The sequence below is a fragment of the Citrobacter sp. Cpa228 genome, from assembly GCF_030333085.1.
GTDB lineage: Bacteria > Pseudomonadota > Gammaproteobacteria > Enterobacterales > Enterobacteriaceae > Citrobacter > Citrobacter pasteurii.
In genome coordinates, this window is the sequence record NZ_JAOWGQ010000053.1 from 261,884 (window position 1) to 279,431 (window position 17,548).

19 protein-coding genes are annotated in these 17,548 nt (G+C 43.8%); 8 read left to right on the forward strand and 11 right to left on the reverse strand.

What is annotated here, in order from left to right:
* Position 1: 1 nt before the first annotated feature.
* Positions 2-475, reverse strand: coding sequence for a hypothetical protein (locus OGX91_RS17320; RefSeq protein ID WP_286626978.1), 474 nt, complete (start codon positions 473-475; stop codon positions 2-4).
* Positions 476-907: 432 nt separating this feature from the next.
* Here OGX91_RS17320 and OGX91_RS17325 point away from each other — a divergent pair, with 432 nt between their 5' ends.
* A complete protein-coding gene (locus OGX91_RS17325) occupies positions 908-1,714 on the forward strand; it encodes a chaperonin (protein WP_217479990.1) in 807 nt (268 codons plus the stop codon).
* Positions 1,715-1,809: 95 nt separating this feature from the next.
* On the opposite strand, the gene OGX91_RS17330 is transcribed toward OGX91_RS17325, so the two are convergent.
* From OGX91_RS17330 to OGX91_RS17355, 6 genes are all read right to left on the reverse strand, one after another.
* Positions 1,810-2,589, reverse strand: coding sequence for an SMODS domain-containing nucleotidyltransferase (locus OGX91_RS17330; protein ID WP_217479991.1), 780 nt, complete (start codon positions 2,587-2,589; stop codon positions 1,810-1,812).
* Positions 2,586-3,095: an SLATT domain-containing protein gene (locus tag OGX91_RS17335; RefSeq protein WP_050914981.1), complete on the reverse strand. Its 510-nt coding sequence runs from the start codon at positions 3,093-3,095 to the stop codon at positions 2,586-2,588. Before OGX91_RS17335 ends, OGX91_RS17330 begins: the two co-directional genes overlap by 4 nt.
* Before the next feature lie 520 nt (positions 3,096-3,615).
* Complete coding sequence (locus tag OGX91_RS17340) at positions 3,616-3,972, reverse strand: hypothetical protein (RefSeq protein WP_286626983.1); 357 nt, start codon at positions 3,970-3,972, stop codon at positions 3,616-3,618.
* 43 nt (positions 3,973-4,015) lie between these two features.
* Positions 4,016-5,056, reverse strand: coding sequence for a hypothetical protein (locus OGX91_RS17345; RefSeq protein WP_286626985.1), 1,041 nt, complete (start codon positions 5,054-5,056; stop codon positions 4,016-4,018).
* Between the two features lie 931 nt (positions 5,057-5,987).
* The gene (locus OGX91_RS17350; protein WP_286626987.1) at positions 5,988-7,544 is read right to left on the reverse strand and encodes a type III restriction endonuclease subunit R; all 1,557 of its coding nucleotides are present in this window, start codon (positions 7,542-7,544) and stop codon (positions 5,988-5,990) included.
* Between the two features lie 56 nt (positions 7,545-7,600).
* Entirely contained in the window at positions 7,601-9,400 is a 1,800-nt protein-coding gene (locus tag OGX91_RS17355; protein ID WP_286626989.1) for a recombinase family protein, read from the reverse strand.
* A 106-nt stretch (positions 9,401-9,506) separates the two neighbouring features.
* On the opposite strand from OGX91_RS17355, the gene OGX91_RS17360 reads away from it, so the two are divergent.
* The 5 genes from OGX91_RS17360 to hemW are packed head-to-tail and all read left to right on the forward strand — an operon-like array spanning position 9,507 to position 12,813.
* Positions 9,507-10,211 (forward strand): YggS family pyridoxal phosphate-dependent enzyme, encoded by a 705-nt coding sequence (locus OGX91_RS17360; RefSeq protein ID WP_005123290.1) that lies wholly within the window; start codon positions 9,507-9,509, stop codon positions 10,209-10,211.
* Positions 10,212-10,229: 18 nt separating this feature from the next.
* The gene (locus OGX91_RS17365; RefSeq protein ID WP_003825417.1) at positions 10,230-10,796 is read left to right on the forward strand and encodes a YggT family protein; all 567 of its coding nucleotides are present in this window, start codon (positions 10,230-10,232) and stop codon (positions 10,794-10,796) included.
* A complete protein-coding gene (yggU, locus tag OGX91_RS17370) occupies positions 10,793-11,083 on the forward strand; it encodes a DUF167 family protein YggU (protein ID WP_005123286.1) in 291 nt (96 codons plus the stop codon). The genes OGX91_RS17365 and yggU overlap by 4 nt, the downstream gene beginning before the upstream one ends.
* 7 nt (positions 11,084-11,090) lie before the next feature.
* The gene (locus OGX91_RS17375) at positions 11,091-11,684 is read left to right on the forward strand and encodes an XTP/dITP diphosphatase (RefSeq protein ID WP_286626991.1); all 594 of its coding nucleotides are present in this window, start codon (positions 11,091-11,093) and stop codon (positions 11,682-11,684) included.
* Positions 11,677-12,813: a radical SAM family heme chaperone HemW gene (gene hemW / locus OGX91_RS17380; protein WP_286626993.1), complete on the forward strand. Its 1,137-nt coding sequence runs from the start codon at positions 11,677-11,679 to the stop codon at positions 12,811-12,813. The genes OGX91_RS17375 and hemW overlap by 8 nt, the downstream gene beginning before the upstream one ends.
* Positions 12,814-12,910: 97 nt before the next feature.
* On the opposite strand, the gene ansB is transcribed toward hemW, so the two are convergent.
* The 4 genes from ansB to trmB all read right to left on the reverse strand — a co-directional run bounded on the left by ansB (position 12,911) and on the right by trmB (position 15,961).
* Positions 12,911-13,957: an L-asparaginase 2 gene (gene ansB / locus OGX91_RS17385; RefSeq protein ID WP_286626995.1), complete on the reverse strand. Its 1,047-nt coding sequence runs from the start codon at positions 13,955-13,957 to the stop codon at positions 12,911-12,913.
* Between the two features lie 189 nt (positions 13,958-14,146).
* Positions 14,147-14,866 carry a YggN family protein gene (locus OGX91_RS17390; RefSeq protein WP_286626996.1) on the reverse strand — a complete coding sequence of 240 codons (720 nt, stop codon included), beginning with the start codon at positions 14,864-14,866 and terminating at the stop codon, positions 14,147-14,149.
* A 49-nt stretch (positions 14,867-14,915) separates the two neighbouring features.
* Positions 14,916-15,242 carry a YggL family protein gene (locus tag OGX91_RS17395; RefSeq protein ID WP_040232081.1) on the reverse strand — a complete coding sequence of 109 codons (327 nt, stop codon included), beginning with the start codon at positions 15,240-15,242 and terminating at the stop codon, positions 14,916-14,918.
* Positions 15,242-15,961, reverse strand: a complete 720-nt coding sequence (gene trmB / locus OGX91_RS17400) for a tRNA (guanosine(46)-N7)-methyltransferase TrmB (RefSeq protein WP_003027117.1) — start codon at positions 15,959-15,961, stop codon at positions 15,242-15,244. The genes OGX91_RS17395 and trmB overlap by 1 nt, the downstream gene beginning before the upstream one ends.
* Positions 15,962-16,121: 160 nt before the next feature.
* On the opposite strand from trmB, the gene mutY reads away from it, so the two are divergent.
* Both mutY and OGX91_RS17410 read left to right on the forward strand, forming a co-directional pair.
* Positions 16,122-17,174 carry an A/G-specific adenine glycosylase gene (gene mutY / locus OGX91_RS17405; protein WP_149692400.1) on the forward strand — a complete coding sequence of 351 codons (1,053 nt, stop codon included), beginning with the start codon at positions 16,122-16,124 and terminating at the stop codon, positions 17,172-17,174.
* Between the two features lie 27 nt (positions 17,175-17,201).
* Entirely contained in the window at positions 17,202-17,471 is a 270-nt protein-coding gene (locus OGX91_RS17410) for an oxidative damage protection protein (protein WP_040232080.1), read from the forward strand.
* Positions 17,472-17,548 lie beyond the last annotated feature (77 nt).

Below are 17,548 nucleotides of genomic sequence, written 5' to 3' on the forward strand. Positions count from 1 at the left end.
TTTATTTCGAAGCCACTTTATTCTTTAACCTTTCAATTAAATTTTCTGCCGTGCAGGGTGTCTCCTTTTCTAAGCTGGCATTATCTACATAAGGAATATCGCACGGCATATCAAAAACCATGACTTCTTCCAGATGAACCCCAGAGTTTTCTAATGCCAATTTAGTTTTATGAGTTAATGCCACTGGTACTTTGTGCATTTTTTTGCTAATCATCCATAACGTTCTATGCCTACCATCTACAATAGAGAGTTCATTGTTATAATTGATGCTGATGGTTGGAACAATAAACCCGTCCTGCGTATTTCCTTTGCAGATCCATGCACTATTCGGCTCATCCTTACATTTATTTTTCATAAACTCAATTTCTTCCTTGGGATGATAACCATCAATATATTCCTGCAAATATTTTACTTCTATCAAAAAAATAAAATATGTTAAACCATCGGTGTTATTGTAATTCATTTCATACTGCATATAAAATCTTCCTTTTATAGGTTCTTTAAGAAATTGAATATTACATTGTTATAATTATTATTTCAAATATTAATCTAAAAGCATGCATTCCAATTTCATAAATGTTAATAATCATATTTATCTTAGTGTATAAAAAAACTTGAACCGAAAGATAAATCCTCATCTAAAAAATTATAGACTCAAGATAAACAACGTCTCATATTTGCATGTGTGATTTTAAAAACGGAAGAGCAAAAAACTGACAAATATAAAATTAGAGTAAACAATCCCTTTAAGTTTTACATTGAAAAATAAAAAACTTGATATATAATTCTCTGCGTTCTAAAGGCAAGTAACTTAACAACACAAACGATTTTAAGAAGCAAAAAATGAAATAATCATGTGTTTATATTATTATGTTCCGATATTATATATCAAACATCGAGGTTAGATATGGGTAAAGTTTCCGAACGATTAAGACATGCTCGGATTGATGAGGGACACTGTGTCATCTGCGGATCTTACGGTAGGCTAAGCAAGGACCACGTGCCGCCACGCTGTGCAACTTCTATTCAACCAATGTTTCAAAAGACAGTGTCTGAACATTATTCCTCTGATGAAATAAAACCACTAAATGCCCACGCAGGAGCCACATTTAAAACCATATGCAAGAATTGTAATGGCAACATACTTGGGAGTTTGGATCATGAGATCAAGGTTCCCATCGAGAACTTCATAAATCTAATTAGGCAATACTTAGCTGGTGTTCATTTTTACGGAAACATAATCTCGACGCCTTTGAATGCAGTACCGTTTTTGCGAGCAATGGTAGGGCATCTTCTCGCAGCAACATCAGTAGAAGTATGCAAAAAAGGTCTTGTTGATAGTGAATTCTACACGCCATTAAGAAAATTTGTTTTAGGAGAAAATAATAAAGTAGAAGATACTCATGATTTCTATTATTGGTTTTATCCTAATAGGACACAGATAACGGCTCAGCTAACTTCATTTTTTAACGATGGCCATTTATGTCATTGTAGTTGCATGCACTTCTTTCCTATGGCTTTTTTAATTACATTTAAAGATGAAGGGACATATCCAGCACATGCATCAAAGTTAAATTTTGACGACAAAAAGTTATATTTTAATATGACGCAAGGAAATTTGGACTATGTCGCATTTCCATTTACACCGCTGAAAGGAAATCAAATGATGCTGATGACTGATACTTTTACCTCAGCAAGTTATCCTCAGAAATAATGTTCCTTTCTATGTAATTTATACTATAACTACCTGATGGATTTAAAAATAATAAAGCACAAGGGAAATGCTTGTGCTTTATATAAAATTTAAGATTAAATTTCAGGCAAGATTTTTTTTATTTCTAATTCAGCAGAATAGTACCATCCACCACTTTCATATGCCTTAGCTGATGATACTGTATTTTTTAATTTATTCAGAGCATTTTGCTTCCACTGAGGGGACCAGTAGGAACAATGGAGCTGCTCAACAGCGTAATAAAAATAGTCTTTGATGTTATAACAAAATATAAAATTCATACTTACAATTTTTTGCTCAAGATCATATGACTCAAAAACATAATCTGCGTTTGCGTTCCAGTACTTTAGTATTCTTATTAATGGTTTAATCAAAGAATAATTATTTCTATTTTTATCTGTTAGCTTACTATTGAAATCATTAGGGTCAGTACTTATCCATGTTTCAAAATTATTTGCTGGTGCTGGAATTTGATATCCGTAAAAGACATTATATACAGCTGGAACCAATTCAAATGTAATATGACTGAGATTCAGCCTTATAGTTGGATGGCTTTGTTTTCGTTCTGAAGAAGAATAATAACGTTCAACAAAACACTTCAACCGATTTAGATAAGTTTGAGGTTGATGTCCTGTATTATTAAACACAACCATATAATCTACATCAGATTTAGGATCATATCTTCTTGGCAGCATTGTATATCGGGTGTTAGAACCGAATGTGAAATGATTTGTCACTTCGAAGCCATTGAAATAATATCCAAGTCTATTTTTAAGTGTATTGATAGATGTTGTGATAGTACTATCTTTCAAAATAGCATTCTTCGCTACAGAATCTAAATATGACTGAACGCTCATTCCTTTTCCTTGTCGATAGAATATTGAGTAAAACCATCATTGACATCAGACTGTGTTTTTTCATAAGCCCATCTTGGTATAGTCGGCGAACTTATGTTTAGCTGATTTCTGCGATCAGAAAAAACCTTTATTTTGTTTTTTAGTTCTTTATCTGGAGAATTAATTTCAATTAATTCAATCTCTCGAAAAAGACGTACGTCATTTTTAAGATTATTATACTCACCAGCCGCGGACTTATGATGCCCTGCTCGTTTGCTTGGATTTAAAGCGGTATTTATAGCAGTTAAACATGTAAGTAAAAATGATATTACTATTGTAATGGTAGTCATATCCTTCAGAGCACTCAAACCTGCTATAGCAGACAAAATAGCTATAGGTATCCCAATGAATAAATTGCATTTTTCCCAAGGGGATGAAGCATTATAATGAGATTTAGAAGAATAAAGAGCATCTTCCTCAATGCGTAAGCATTCTTCTTTTATTTTTTCAATAAGTTCATTACTCATATCATACCTATGTATAGATTTTCTCAGAAGAAGCGACATCTCCTATAAGATGTCGCTACACCGTAGCTACCAGCGAAGTTCTGATGTCCTCCACTAACAACGTGGTGCTGCACATAACCCGACTCCTTGTATAGTTACAGAGGGTGCGATCCTCTATGGCTACACAGTCTTTACCCGCTTCCCACGTGCTGAGCTATACCATATATCTGGAATACACCATTGCAGGTTTGTTTGGGCATCATGCCATATCGCCATTCAGGACAATATTTCGTTCTTCGATAATCGTCGAAGAAGCGGAAATCTCCTCCCTGCCGCCTGTGGTCTTGCTTCCAAACCTTATCGGTGCTCTGGTCATAATCTCTCATGAATCATATTGATATCAAGCGTATAATATCTAAAAAGTGATTTAGCTTAAATCAATTTGGATGCAGAACCTACAAACCTTACAAGCGAACGCATTCCGGGCAACAAGCAAATAAAAAAGGCCGCTTTCGCGACCTTGTGACAGTAAAAACACTCATTAGGAACGATCAAGTACCATGTATGCTGGCTGGCACATGCTGCCCCGTTCCTGTAGCCAGTAGTAATCAAGATCGGCGACCCTGTCATTCAACCCCGAATCCACACGGTTGATCTGTAACCGTAGCCCTACAGTATCCTTGTACGATAAACCAGATTTAACATTGTATTTGTACTTAACACCGTTTTCCTGTTCAAACTGTTTAAGGAAAGGCGTCATTTGTTTCTGAATTTCTTTCAAACAAATAACCTCATTATCAATAGCAAAGGGGGGTTCTGTTTTTCCATCAGGTACAGCAGCCTGTAAATGAAAGGAAGTACTCAACAATAACAGCATTGCAACAGAAGTCTTTTTCACTTTAATTCCTTATTAAAGAACAGTACATTATATTTCAATGAGCTTAATAACAAGATTTTATATTTCCTTCGGGTTTTCTCATGCATTTAATACCTTCAGGAATATAATCAGTTACGGGAGCAGGTCTGGCATCAGGTCTTGAAAGACGATTGGGTATAGAAGACAACAGACGGAAAACACACTCATTAAATGATTTTTGATATTTATTTTTTTCATAAAAGTACTGCATGGTGATTTTATCTCTTTCGTATTGCAATTCTTTGCCAAGCTGAATCCTATCCATATCAACTACATTTCTCATAGCATTAAATCTTTCGTTCAATAAATTAAATTGAGATTTATTCCATTCATTTAAAGGAAATAAAGAATTGTTAAGCTTTTGCCTACAATTAGATTGCTCAATAGCTGACATGTATTCTTTCATACTAACGCCAATATCTAAGTATGTGCGTTGTCCTACAGTTCTATCAACTGAGTTATTGGGGTAGGATTTAATTTCAGTAAGTATTGACTCTGTTAATACTGAATTTTCTTCTAAATCTCTGCTAATCGTTTTTTTAGCTTGTTCTCTTTTATCCTCATCAAATATTGAAATGTATTTCTTTACTATATCCTGATTAGCTTTCTCGGCTGCTACTAACGCATCTTGAACCTTCTTTTCCGCCGCTTTAACTCGTTGTTCTTCTACAAATTTCGCGTAGTCATCAGTATTTGTAATGTGATTTTCACGAGCGATAGAAAACTCTTTACTATCTTTAAAACCAAGTTTCTGTGCTCTGGCTCCATCGCTTGAAGATCGGGCAGAACTTGCCACGAATGCAAGCACAATGATCACTACAGGAACCGTATAATTATTAACGAGTTTATAGGGTAAGTACTTCGCTTTAAGCGTACCAGAACCCAAAACAGCCCAGCCTATCGCGGCAGTACTTGCCAGTAGCTGACACACTCCAGCGACCATAAGCATTATCACTGACCAAAAGCCATTACCGACTGCGAAAAGATCACCAAATTTCTCCATTGACGCAAGGAATAAAAACACTCCCCAAATGCCATAAATTCCTATTTTTAAATATTTACTCACCGCAATTATCCTTTAATAATTTTCCAAATCGATGGTTCGTTCTATTTGTATTATCGACAATAATTCGTTTGCCTTTAGGTAGATCCCTTAAAAAGGAATCCCCCCAAAATTTATAGATTAGCAGTTGTACCACCCTCACCGTTTTGTCACTCCCATTATCTTCTCTCAGGCCAAAAGTACGGACTTAAAGCCGTCCGTGTTCAGGTGATCAAGAGTAGCACGCACATCAACAAATGATCGATTACACCGATCGATTATTGAGTTATTGATCGTTGTAATCTATCAATTACTATTAATTCAATACAAATCAATAGGTAAAATCGATCAAGCGGATTCGCCATCCATGAAAGGGGTTATGTATCTGATTTCAATACAGGGAGTACTGGCGATTCCATCTCGCAAACACTCTTACAGCGTCGCTACGGCGTTTAATGGGGTTTTGTACATTCAGGCATGTCAGTAATGAACATCGCGTTCAGGGGCTTCCTGTGAGTTTTGTCCGAAACACCATCATGAAGGGGGATAGATCTGATCGGGGTCGCTTCGCTCTGGTCAGTACTGATAGTGTCTTTGCAGTAACTGAAACAGCAGATACCTCACTAAGTACACAAAGGAATTGATAATACATTAAGTACTGAAATATTAATGAGTTATGTACTTATAAAAAGAGCAAAAAAACGCGATTGGTTCGCTCTGCCAGTGACTGAAAGGAACGCAGCAGTAGAACCGAATCCAGCGAACAGTACTCGCTTGCGGGTACTGTTTAATCGTTTTGTATATGTATAACAATGAGATGAGCTATCAAGTACTCACTGCGTGAGCACTCTCACTAACTGCCCGAATCAGTTCGCTTGCTCTCGCCGCTCCTGATTTCAGGCAGTTAACTCGCTTTCTCTCTTGATTGATGTCCTTTTTTTCTCTTAACTATATATTAATAGGGGTTATTTTTGGACATCCCATTGTTTTTCATGTCGGTGTTTCGGACTGCATCTGCGGCTTTTTTTTGTACTGCTTTGTCATATCGGCTCCATATAGCGGCTTTATCTTCAGTACTGAGATCGCGGTTAGTATCACTGTTTAGAAACTCACGGAACGAATCCATTTCAAGCCCCGGATTATCATTTTTCCAGCGATTGAAACGCTGTCTTTTTTTATCATGCAATTCAGGGAGTTTATTGACATTTTTAGCTCCTGTTGGCCTTCCAGGTACGCCCTGTGTCACATTCTCCAGTACTCCAGGAATGTGTTCAATATTTGTACTCAATGACTCCGCCTGCCATTTATCGAACACGTAAACGATCTGTGTCTCGGGACTGTCGAATTGACGTGATATTCCTCTCAAAGCGAACTGGTGAAGACTCTCGTATTCTCTCGCCTGATGGATATCTTCACCTGTAATCTTTAATAGCAATTCGCACAATTTCGCTTCTGTATCGTCAGGACGCATACAGGCAAGCCAGACGCATGTACCTCGTTCGCTGTAGTCATTATGTCCCCTCGCATCAGGGCTTATTCTGTAATCCTTGTGCAGCTTCTGCTTGTCGGTATTATTATTCGTCCAATAATATACCTTATTTTCGAGAGCCTCGGAGAGGTAATCATACACACGCTGGAGTTGGCTGGGGTTCCTTTCCTTCCACGTCTTTGATAATTTAATGTTTTCAGAGAAATAGTATACTTTCAGACGTTCGGATAAGAGGGTTTTTCGTTGTTGGAGATCATTCAGAATGATTTGTTCAAATATTTCTGGTCTTGCTTTATAAATTAATGAGTTCTCGAAATTTGCTCCCATGAAAGTTACTGGCAATCCAATATACTTACGAAGATCTTTCCATCCAAGGATACTTAACTGAGATTTCTCCGGGTCATTGAAATAATCATTATTCATAATAAAGATATCATTTTCATTGATAACCGAAAGTTCCTGTGCGATTTTGTTTATTAAGTTCCCTTTAACTGTTTTCTTTTTGGCTGTTAAGTATTGTCCCTTTTCCTCATCGACAATCTCATGTTCCTGTATTAGATCATGATAGATAATGTCTTTGATTCTCTGATTATCATCATTAATATTTTTGAATGAATGAAAATTAGTCACATCATCAAGCCAAATCTGCCAGCCTTCTAACATTTCTACTGGTATTTTAAAAAATGTTTTATCACTAATGATAAGAACTCGCTCAACTGGTGCTTTGAGGAAATCCAGAACTGTATTAATGACATTTTTACCCTTGGGCATTAAATCACTAATCAGTAATTTGCAGGGGTTAATTTTTTGGGATGTATCTGTAGCGAGTTTCTGTGTATTTTGTACAATAATAAATTTTTCAGTACTGCCTTTAGTGTTAAGTACATTATTAATCATATTACATAATGTAGTGGTTTTACCTGAACCACACTCAGCAGATACGTACTTAAACTTGTTATAAATAGGTGTAGGATTAATCATTTGTACACGCTCCATATTGATTAATTTAGAAAGGTCAGCCATTCCAGTGTCTGGCCTTTCGTTGTTTTAGTTATTAGTATTTAGGTGTTGTCTAAATCTCACTCATTGCTTTTGGTAATGAATTTTATATGAGTGAAATTATTCACAAGAAATTCTTTAGCTTTATATGACTCGTCATCCGATACATAATCAACAAAATTCATCATATGTGCATAATCTTCCATCGTTGTTTTTGATACTGTGAATTCGCATGATAAATTATCATACTCCATGACGAAAGAATTACATATGTATACCTTATTTCCTTCATTGTACTCTATAGAAAAGTCAACAACCATATCTGAATTTGTATTATCTATCACTAATACATGCTTGGCATTAATATTGCGGTACTTTATTTCAATCAAAATAAAATCACTGATACGCTTATATTTTATAGTATCAGAAATGGATGCAATGCCCTTTTTAATAACACTACGCTCAACAACATTACTAATATTCTTTATTCTATCAAGATCAATATTAAAATCAGGAACAAAATCATCCACCACATGAGATTCTATCAATTTATTTAACTCATCTATGCGATCCATTACCTTTTCATACGCTTCCAATGTTTCTGGTCTAACCCTTTTATTCTCTGCTTTACGAAGGTTAATCATTGACTGAAACTGTAAAGAGTCTGAAATACATCCCTCCAATTCTGCTTTATATAACTCAACTGTATTATCAATAGGTTTATTCAGTAAACTATTAATATCTAAACTCTTCAAATGGAGTAATACCGCCTGTTCAATAATTTCATATCGGAGATCACCTTGTGTACAAGATTTCAATTCGTACTTATTCCGACACCGTAAAAACGTTTTATACGGAATATATTTCACCGTACCATTTACAACTTTCCTCCGAGTGTTTTGAACTACAGAAGTATCACCGCCACATACACCACATTTAATTACTCCACTGAACAGGTTTCGTAAAATAGAAGTATCACCATATGTAATACGAGTACGCCCCCTGATTTTCTCAGCTATATTTGTTAGCATATTATTAGCCAAATAAAACTTTTCTACCTCTACAGCAACAGGATAGAAATCAGGGATAACTTCTATAATCTCTCTCTTCACACCTTTGATCTGCTTACCGTAACGAGTGTGCTTACCTATTAATCGTTCATCACGGATTAACTTTGCAACGTAGGAACCTCTCCAACTTGTTGAGCCGTACATCCATCCTTTGTTATTCAGTTCCTTGGCTATGTATCCTGTGCTCTGCCCTGCAATATAACTATCAAATGAAAAGTTGATAATTTTCTGCATATCAGGATTTATTGAATATCTGCCATCTTTATTAAACAACCATCGAGGCATCTGTCCAGTGAGTACTGTTTTGTTTTGTATTGATTTGAGTAACCTCTGCTGATAACCATCTTTAGCCCTACTGGATTTGATTTCAGATTCATTATTAGCACGCATCAAGTAAATAGTACTCATTATCGCACCAACAGGATCGTCACTCTTGAGTACCTGCCTTTCCGCTACGCTGTGGATCTGAATACCTGCACCGATGAGTGTCGATATTAGTTTCGTACCTATCCACGGATTCTGACGCGATAAGCGGTCAATGCTAAAGCAAACTAACGCACTTCCTGAAGGAACCTTTCCCGTTTCAACGTCCGAAAGGAATACCCCAAGTTGCCCTTCACTCAATTGTTGCCCTGAAAACGCGGACAATCCAGCGTCACTAATCATGACCGTCCGATCAGTGTCGAACAGATCACTACGTTCGTTTATATAGTTACGTACAGCATCATCCTGTGCTTCAAGCCCGCCACCAGACCTTACCTGTTCCAGACTTGAGACACGCAGATAGCCGTATGGTATGATTTTTTTCATTAGAGAGGCCGCTTAACCGTAGTGTAGTTAACACCACGATAGCACACGTTATGCTTTACACTAAGGGCCACTATTTCTTCCATATTCATATGAACATCCTCGGAAAATGAACGATATCGCGCATAACCTGGCACATGTCCGGGACAAAATCTCAGCCGCCGCGACGCGTTGCGGGCGGTCTTCAGAAGAAGTTACGTTGCTTGCAGTCAGTAAAACCAAACCTGCGAGCGCCATCGAAGAAGCCATTACCGCAGGACAGCGCGCCTTTGGCGAAAACTATGTCCAGGAAGGGGTGGATAAAATCCGCTACTTTCAGGAAAAAGGCGTCAACGATCTGCAGTGGCACTTTATCGGCCCGCTACAGTCCAACAAAAGTCGTCTGGTCGCTGAACATTTTGACTGGTGCCATACGATTGATCGTCTGCGCATCGCTGCCCGTCTGAGCGAACAGCGCCCGGCAGACCTGCCGCCGCTGAATGTGCTGATCCAGATTAATATCAGCGATGAGAACAGTAAGTCAGGGATTCCGCTGGCAGAGCTTGATGCCCTGGCCGCTGAAGTCGCTGCGCTGCCGCGCATTACCCTGCGTGGTTTGATGGCGATTCCCGCGCCTGAGTCAGATTATGTAAGGCAGTTTGAAGTTGCCCAGCAAATGGCGGTAGCATTTGCCGGGTTGAAAACACGCAACCCAAATATCGATACGCTCTCACTGGGGATGTCTGATGATATGGATGCCGCTATCGCGGCGGGTAGCACGATGGTGCGCATCGGCACTGCCATTTTTGGTGCTCGTGATTACACTAAAAAATAAGGAAAATTAAGGAACACCATGAATACGTTGACCTTCCTGCTCTCAACGGTAATTGAGCTGTATACCATGGCGCTGCTGCTACGCGTGTGGATGCAGTGGTCTCGCTGCGATTTCTACAACCCGTTCTCGCAGTTTATTGTGAAAATCACTCAGCCCATTATTGGGCCGTTACGCCGTATTATTCCTCCGATGGGGCCCATTGACAGCGCATCAGCATTAGTCGCGCTCGTTCTCAGCTTTATCAAAGCCATCGTGCTGTTTAAGGTGGTCACGTTCCAGCCGATCATCTGGATCGCCGCCGTGCTGATTGTCCTGAAGACCATTGGACTGCTGATTTTCTGGGTGCTGCTGGTGATGGCGATTATGAGCTGGGTCAGCCAGGGTCGCAGCCCGGTGGAGTACGTGCTGATTCAACTGGCGGATCCGCTGCTGCGCCCTATCCGTCGTATTCTTCCGGGAATGGGTGGGATCGATTTCTCTCCAATGATCCTGGTTCTGCTGCTCTATGTCATTAACATGGGGATCGCGGAAGTGTTACAGGCGACAGGCAACATGCTGCTGCCGGGGCTGTGGATGGCACTATGAGTGCCGTAACCCCCTGCGATGACGGTCTGGTTTTACGGCTCTACATTCAGCCGAAAGCCAGCCGTGACAGTATTGTGGGTTTACATGGCGACGAGCTAAAAGTCGCCATTACCGCCCCGCCGGTTGATGGACAAGCCAACAGCCATCTGGTGAAGTTTCTCGGCAAACAGTTCCGCGTAGCGAAAAGCCAGGTCGTTATTGAGAAGGGCGAGCTTGGCCGCCATAAACAGGTTAAAATTATTCATCCGCAACAGATCCCGCCCGAAATTGCGGCACTAACTGATTAGGTATCCCATGCAAAAAGTTGTCCTCGCGACCGGCAATGCCGGTAAAGTGCGTGAACTCGCCTCTCTTCTGAGTGATTTCGGTCTTGATGTTGTTGCCCAAACGGATCTGGGTGTTGATTCCGCAGAAGAGACCGGACTGACGTTTATTGAGAACGCCATTCTGAAGGCGCGTCATGCCGCGCAAATTACAGGTTTGCCAGCCATTGCTGATGACTCTGGTCTGGCGGTTAACGCCCTTGGCGGCGCGCCGGGAATTTATTCAGCCCGCTATTCCGGCGAAGACGCGACTGACAAACAGAACCTGGAAAAACTGCTGCACACCCTGCGGGATGTCCCGGATGACCAGCGTCAGGCGCAATTCCACTGCGTGCTGGTGTATATGCGCCATGCAGACGATCCCACGCCTTTAGTGTGCCACGGAAGCTGGCCGGGCGTGATTACCCGTGAACCGGTCGGAAACGGTGGTTTTGGTTACGACCCCATCTTTTTTGTGCCGTCGGAAGGGAAAACCGCTGCTGAGCTGACCCGTGAAGAAAAAAGTGCGATTTCTCACCGCGGACAGGCGCTGAAGCTGCTGCTGGATGCCCTGCGTAATGGTTAAGCTTCCACCGCTAAGTCTGTATATTCACATCCCGTGGTGCGTGCAGAAATGCCCCTACTGTGACTTCAACTCGCATGCGCTAAAAGGCGAAGTCCCACATGACGACTACGTGCAACATCTGCTGAGCGATCTGGATACCGAGGTAGCCCACGCTCAGGGACGTGAAATAAAGACGATCTTTATTGGTGGCGGTACGCCGAGCCTGCTTTCTGGCCCGGCAATGCAAACGTTGCTCGACGGCGTGCGCGCACGGCTGAATCTGGCGGCAGATGCAGAAATCACCATGGAAGCGAACCCCGGAACTGTTGAAGCCGATCGCTTTGTCGATTATCAACGCGCCGGGGTCAACCGGCTCTCGATTGGCGTACAGAGCTTTAGCTCCGCCAAGCTCGAACGTCTGGGACGTATCCACGGGCCGGAAGAAGCTAAACGAGCGGCAAACCTGGCGAGCGGTCTGGGGCTACGCAGCTTTAACCTCGACCTGATGCATGGTTTACCGGATCAGACGCTGGAAGAAGCTTTGGGCGACTTACAGCAGGCCATCGCACTCAACCCGCCGCATCTTTCCTGGTATCAACTGACTATTGAACCCAACACGCTGTTCGGATCCCGACCGCCGGTATTACCGGACGATGACGCGCTGTGGGATATTTTTGAGCAAGGCCATCAGTTGCTGACCGCCGCCGGGTATCAGCAGTACGAAACTTCGGCCTACGCCAGGCCGGGCTTTCAGTGTCAGCACAACCTGAACTACTGGCGCTTTGGTGACTATCTTGGCATTGGTTGCGGCGCGCACGGCAAAGTCACCTTCCCGGACGGGCGCATTCTGCGCACCACCAAAACGCGGCATCCGCGCGGATACATGCAGGGGCGTTATCTCGAAAGCCAGCGTGATGTCGCCGAAGCCGATAAGCCGTTCGAGTTCTTCATGAACCGTTTCCGTTTACTGGAAGCCGCGCCTCGCGCGGAGTTCACGCAATATACCGGGCTTAGCGAAGACGTTATTCGTCAACAGATCGATGAAGCTATCGCCCAGGGCTACCTGAGTGAATGTGATGAATACTGGCAGATTACCCAACACGGTAAGCTGTTTTTGAATTCCCTGCTGGAGCTGTTTCTGGCGGAGTGATACGGCAATGATCCAGGCCTTATCCGGCAATTGCCGGATGGCACTGCGCTTATCAGGCCTACAGGGTTAGGTCGATAAGCGCAGCCACCTTCAGCCATTAATACTGATTAAACATTTCCTGGATCTGTTTAGGATCTTTGGTCTGCGTCAGCGCCAGCTGCAGCAGCACGCGGGCTTTTTGCGGGTTCAGCGAGCCAGAAGCCACAAAGCCGTATTTTGCATCATCAACTTCTGCATCCTGCGTGGTGGCACCCGTTGGTACACGAGATGAACGCACCACTACGGTACCTTTATGCGCGGCAGTTGCCAGCGTATCGAAAATGGTTTTATACAGGTTGCCGTTACCTACACCCGCACTGACGATCCCGGCGTAACCCGCGTCCACCAATGCTTTGGCTGGCAGATCGGAGGCGTTAGCGTAGTTGTAAACAATCCCAACTTTTGGCAGCTCGGTCAGCTTAGAAACATCGAACGGAGTAGACGTGGTGTGCTTACGCGCAGGCGTACGCTGGTAGTCGATTTTACCGTTATGAATGTAACCCAACGGGCCGTAGTTAACGGATTTGAAGGTCGCAACGTCAGTAGTATTGGTTTTGGTCACGTCGCGACCATCCATAACGGTGTCGTTCATCACCACCAGCACACCGCGGTTGGCAGAGGCTTTATCTGCGGCGGTTACCACTGCGTTATACAGGTTGAATGGGCCATCAGCGCTCATCCCCGTAGACGGACGCATTGCGCCAACCAGCACCACCGGCTTGTTGCACTTGACGGTGAGATCGAGGAAATAAGCGGTTTCTTCCATGGTATCCGTACCATGTGTTACCACGAAGCCGTCGGTTTTATCACACTCGGTATTAATCTTTTTCGCCAGCGCTAACCAGACGTCGTCATTCATATCCTGGGAGCCGATGTTCACCACCTGCTCACCTTTCACGACAGCGATATCTTTCAACTGAGGTACGGCTTCAACCAGATTTTCTACGCCGACCTTACCTGCCGTATAGTTAGATTTTGTCGCGGAATCACCACCGCCGGCAATCGTCCCGCCGGTCGCTAAAATAGTGATGTTTGGCAGTGCAAGCGCCGCGCCGCTGAAACCCATAACCAGTGCGGCAAGTGCCGTTCTCTTGAAAAACTCCATTTTATTTCTCCAGTTACTTGAATTTGCTGCATTATGTCCATCCCACAGATGAATAATGTGATGCAATCCAATTAACCAGATTTATATCTCCATCAAATTGTCATTCTTAGAGATGGATATCAAAAAAGAAGATAAACACAAAATAAAACGGCACAGAAATGTTTCTGTGCCGTTAAAAAGAGGTGAAGATTATTTCAGACTACTAACCAGCGTTTTACGATCGTTTTCCAGCGTCACCACGCGGGCGCAAACATCTTTGCCAAACTGCTGGAAGTCTTGTTCCTGATTCTTCCATTCGTTTTGAATTGAAGTCTGCAAACCACCCAGACTACCGAGCACACCCTGCAGCGGATTACCGCCACCTTTCAACACGGCTTTGGCGCCCATTTCGTTGATACTGTCCTGCAAAATACCGCCCATCGCCTGATTCACCAGCTGCTGTCCGTCCGCGCGAACCTGATCAATCGCCTTATAATGGAAGGTCAGGCCGTCAGTACGATGCTCAATGATGCGGTTCATCTGCGCTTTCAATTGCGCATCAAGCTTGGTTAAACGCCCGCGCATGTTGCTGCTTTCACCGACTTCTTTGGCAATGATTTTATCCAACGCCATGCGACCTTTCTCAACGCGCTCTCTGGCACCGTCGTCAATCCACGGCAGGCTGCTACGCAATGCCGCCTGATAATCTTTGGCCTGCTCACGCTGTGCAGCATTCAGGGTGTACTGTTTGCCGTTGAAGGTGACGTTGCCAGCCGGCGTGATAACCAGATCGCCGTTTTCGCCTTTCACCTGCACCGTTTGCGGGCTCAAAATCACATCGTCACGTGGGGTGACGCTGCACTGATAATCTGCATGTGCGGCCATCGCCGTGAACGTGAGGACTGCCGCCAGCAGCGTTTTGCGCATCATATCTATCCCTCAATACAAATCGGGCCGGCATTTGCCGACCCTGTGCTACTTAGTCCCACCAAACATCGAAAAGTTCGCTGGTGCGCACTTCTTCGAGTTTGTGCTCTTCCAGCCACTTACGCACGATTGCCTGATGTTCTTCGGTACATTTGCCGATTTCCTGCAGACAGATCAGACCTTCCCAGGCCAGATAGCCGCTGCCGTCAAAAGCCAGCTTGTTCGGTTCGATAACTTCATTGATAAAGTCATCAACGATTTGATCGACCTGCTCTCCAGATGTACCTTCCGGGAAACGCCATGCAACCGAAAATCCTACTTCCTGGAATTCTTCGATGTGCATCTTTTTACGCAGACGACGGCTACGGTTCTTTGCCATTATTTCACCCTCTCGAACATTAAGTCCCATACGCCGTGGCCAAGACGATGACCACGTTGTTCAAATTTGGTTACCGGGCGCGATTGTGGGCGCGGTACATAATCGTTACTCTCTGACTGGTTTTTATACCCGTCAATGGAGGACATCACTTCCAGCATATGTTCCGCATACGCTTCCCAGTCGGTTGCCATGTGGAACACGCCGCCCAGCTTCAGCTTACTTAAGATATGCTCAGCAAACGGTACCTGAACGATACGGCGTTTATTATGACGTGCTTTATGCCACGGGTCAGGGAAAAACAGCTGAACCATAGATAAAGAATTGTCAGGAATCATTTTATGCAGGACTTCAACGGCATCATGGCACATGACGCGCAGGTTCTCGACACCCTCTTCATGGGCTGAAGCCAGACACGCACCAACGCCCGGCGAGTGAACCTCAATGCCGAGGAAATTCTGTTCCGGACGCGCTTTCGCCATTGCGACCAGCGACGCACCCATACCAAAACCGATTTCCAGCGTGACTGGCGCATCACGGCCAAACAGTTCTGCGAAATTTACAGGCTCTTCGCTGAACTCAACGCCCATCACCGGCCAGTAGTTTTCCAGCGCGTGTTCCTGCCCTTTCGTCAGTCGCCCCTGGCGACGAACAAAACTACGAATCCGGCGCAGAGGGCGGCCGTTTTCATCAAATTCCGGTGAAATGACGTCGTTCTTCATAAAAGTTTAGTCTGCTGTGTTTGAGTTCTGAAAACGGGCATTATCCAAAGTTAGTTGCCGGATGCAAGTAAAGGAAGAAAGTGAGCAGCGGAAAGTTCCGGTTTACACCCCGTTGCCGCTGTGCTGCAATCTTGCCCCCGGCAATAATGAAACGGTAATCATGCAAGCGTCTCAATTCTCGGCTCAGGTTTTGAGCTGGTACGACAAATACGGGCGGAAAACGCTGCCCTGGCAAATTGATAAGACGCCTTACAAAGTATGGCTCTCTGAGGTAATGCTGCAACAAACTCAGGTTGCGACCGTTATCCCTTATTTTGAGCGCTTTATGGCGCGCTTCCCAACGGTAAGCGATTTAGCTCATGCGCCGCTGGATGAAGTTCTGCATTTATGGACAGGGCTGGGCTATTACGCCCGGGCGCGTAATCTGCATAAAGCCGCACAGCAGGTTGTGACGCTGCATGGCGGCACATTCCCACAAACCTTTGATGAGGTGGCTGCTCTGCCAGGCGTAGGACGTTCAACCGCAGGCGCGATCCTTTCTCTTTCTCTGGGTCAGCATTTTCCGATTCTCGACGGTAACGTCAAACGCGTGCTGGCTCGCTGTTATGCTGTAAGCGGCTGGCCGGGTAAAAAAGAGGTCGAAAAGAAGCTGTGGGAGTTGAGCGAGCAGGTTACACCTGCCCATGGCGTTGAGCGGTTTAATCAGGCGATGATGGATTTAGGCGCCATGGTCTGTACGCGCTCAAAACCTAAATGTTCGCTGTGTCCGTTAGATAATGGCTGTGTGGCCAGCGCCAATGCAAGCTGGGCGCTGTACCCGGGTAAAAAACCCAAGCAAACGCTGCCGGAACGGACGGGCTATTTTTTACTGATGCAGCATAATGACGAAGTATTGCTCGCACAGCGACCGCCCAGCGGCTTATGGGGTGGTTTATACTGTTTTCCGCAGTTTGACGATGAAAACGGACTGCGCAACTGGCTGGCGCAACGACAAATTAACGCAGATAATCTGACCCAACTTAATGCGTTTCGCCATACCTTTAGCCATTTCCACTTAGACATTGTGCCTATGTGGCTTCCAGTGTCTTCATTCGGCTCATGCATGGATGAAGGCAACGCGCTCTGGTATAACTTAGCGCAACCGCCGTCGGTCGGACTGGCGGCTCCCGTGGAGCGTTTGTTACAGCAATTACGTGCCGGTACACACGTTTAACGTACCGGTCGAAAGAGAGGATTTTATATGAGCAGAACGATTTTTTGCACTTTCCTGCAACGCGAAGCAGAAGGCCAGGACTTCCAGCTGTACCCGGGCGAGCTGGGGAAACGCATCTACAACGAGATTTCTAAAGAAGCATGGGCGCAATGGCAGCATAAGCAAACCATGCTGATTAACGAGAAGAAGCTCAATATGATGAACGTTGAGCATCGTAAGTTACTGGAACAGGAGATGATTAACTTCCTGTTTGAAGGCAAAGATGTGCATATTGAAGGCTATACACCAGAGTCTTAAGAACCGTTGCCGGATGGCGCTGCGCTTATCCGGCCTACGATTTGATCTGGTCCTTGCAAATAACAAACACAACACGC

Excerpts from the sequence above, each read along its gene's own strand:
- OGX91_RS17320 (WP_286626978.1), bottom strand. The coding sequence starts at position 475 with ATGCAGTATGAAATGAATTACAATAACACCGATGGTTTAACATATTTT.
- OGX91_RS17325 (WP_217479990.1), top strand. The coding sequence starts at position 908 with ATGGGTAAAGTTTCCGAACGATTAAGACATGCTCGGATTGATGAGGGA.
- OGX91_RS17330 (WP_217479991.1), bottom strand. The coding sequence starts at position 2,589 with ATGAGCGTTCAGTCATATTTAGATTCTGTAGCGAAGAATGCTATTTTG.
- OGX91_RS17335 (WP_050914981.1), bottom strand. The coding sequence starts at position 3,095 with ATGAGTAATGAACTTATTGAAAAAATAAAAGAAGAATGCTTACGCATT.
- OGX91_RS17350 (WP_286626987.1), bottom strand. The coding sequence starts at position 7,544 with ATGGCTGACCTTTCTAAATTAATCAATATGGAGCGTGTACAAATGATT.
- OGX91_RS17355 (WP_286626989.1), bottom strand. The coding sequence starts at position 9,400 with ATGAAAAAAATCATACCATACGGCTATCTGCGTGTCTCAAGTCTGGAA.
- OGX91_RS17360 (WP_005123290.1), top strand. The coding sequence starts at position 9,507 with ATGAACGATATCGCGCATAACCTGGCACATGTCCGGGACAAAATCTCA.
- OGX91_RS17365 (WP_003825417.1), top strand. The coding sequence starts at position 10,230 with ATGAATACGTTGACCTTCCTGCTCTCAACGGTAATTGAGCTGTATACC.
- yggU (WP_005123286.1), top strand. The coding sequence starts at position 10,793 with ATGAGTGCCGTAACCCCCTGCGATGACGGTCTGGTTTTACGGCTCTAC.
- OGX91_RS17375 (WP_286626991.1), top strand. The coding sequence starts at position 11,091 with ATGCAAAAAGTTGTCCTCGCGACCGGCAATGCCGGTAAAGTGCGTGAA.
- hemW (WP_286626993.1), top strand. The coding sequence starts at position 11,677 with ATGGTTAAGCTTCCACCGCTAAGTCTGTATATTCACATCCCGTGGTGC.
- ansB (WP_286626995.1), bottom strand. The coding sequence starts at position 13,957 with ATGGAGTTTTTCAAGAGAACGGCACTTGCCGCACTGGTTATGGGTTTC.
- OGX91_RS17390 (WP_286626996.1), bottom strand. The coding sequence starts at position 14,866 with ATGATGCGCAAAACGCTGCTGGCGGCAGTCCTCACGTTCACGGCGATG.
- OGX91_RS17395 (WP_040232081.1), bottom strand. The coding sequence starts at position 15,242 with ATGGCAAAGAACCGTAGCCGTCGTCTGCGTAAAAAGATGCACATCGAA.
- trmB (WP_003027117.1), bottom strand. The coding sequence starts at position 15,961 with ATGAAGAACGACGTCATTTCACCGGAATTTGATGAAAACGGCCGCCCT.
- mutY (WP_149692400.1), top strand. The coding sequence starts at position 16,122 with ATGCAAGCGTCTCAATTCTCGGCTCAGGTTTTGAGCTGGTACGACAAA.
- OGX91_RS17410 (WP_040232080.1), top strand. The coding sequence starts at position 17,202 with ATGAGCAGAACGATTTTTTGCACTTTCCTGCAACGCGAAGCAGAAGGC.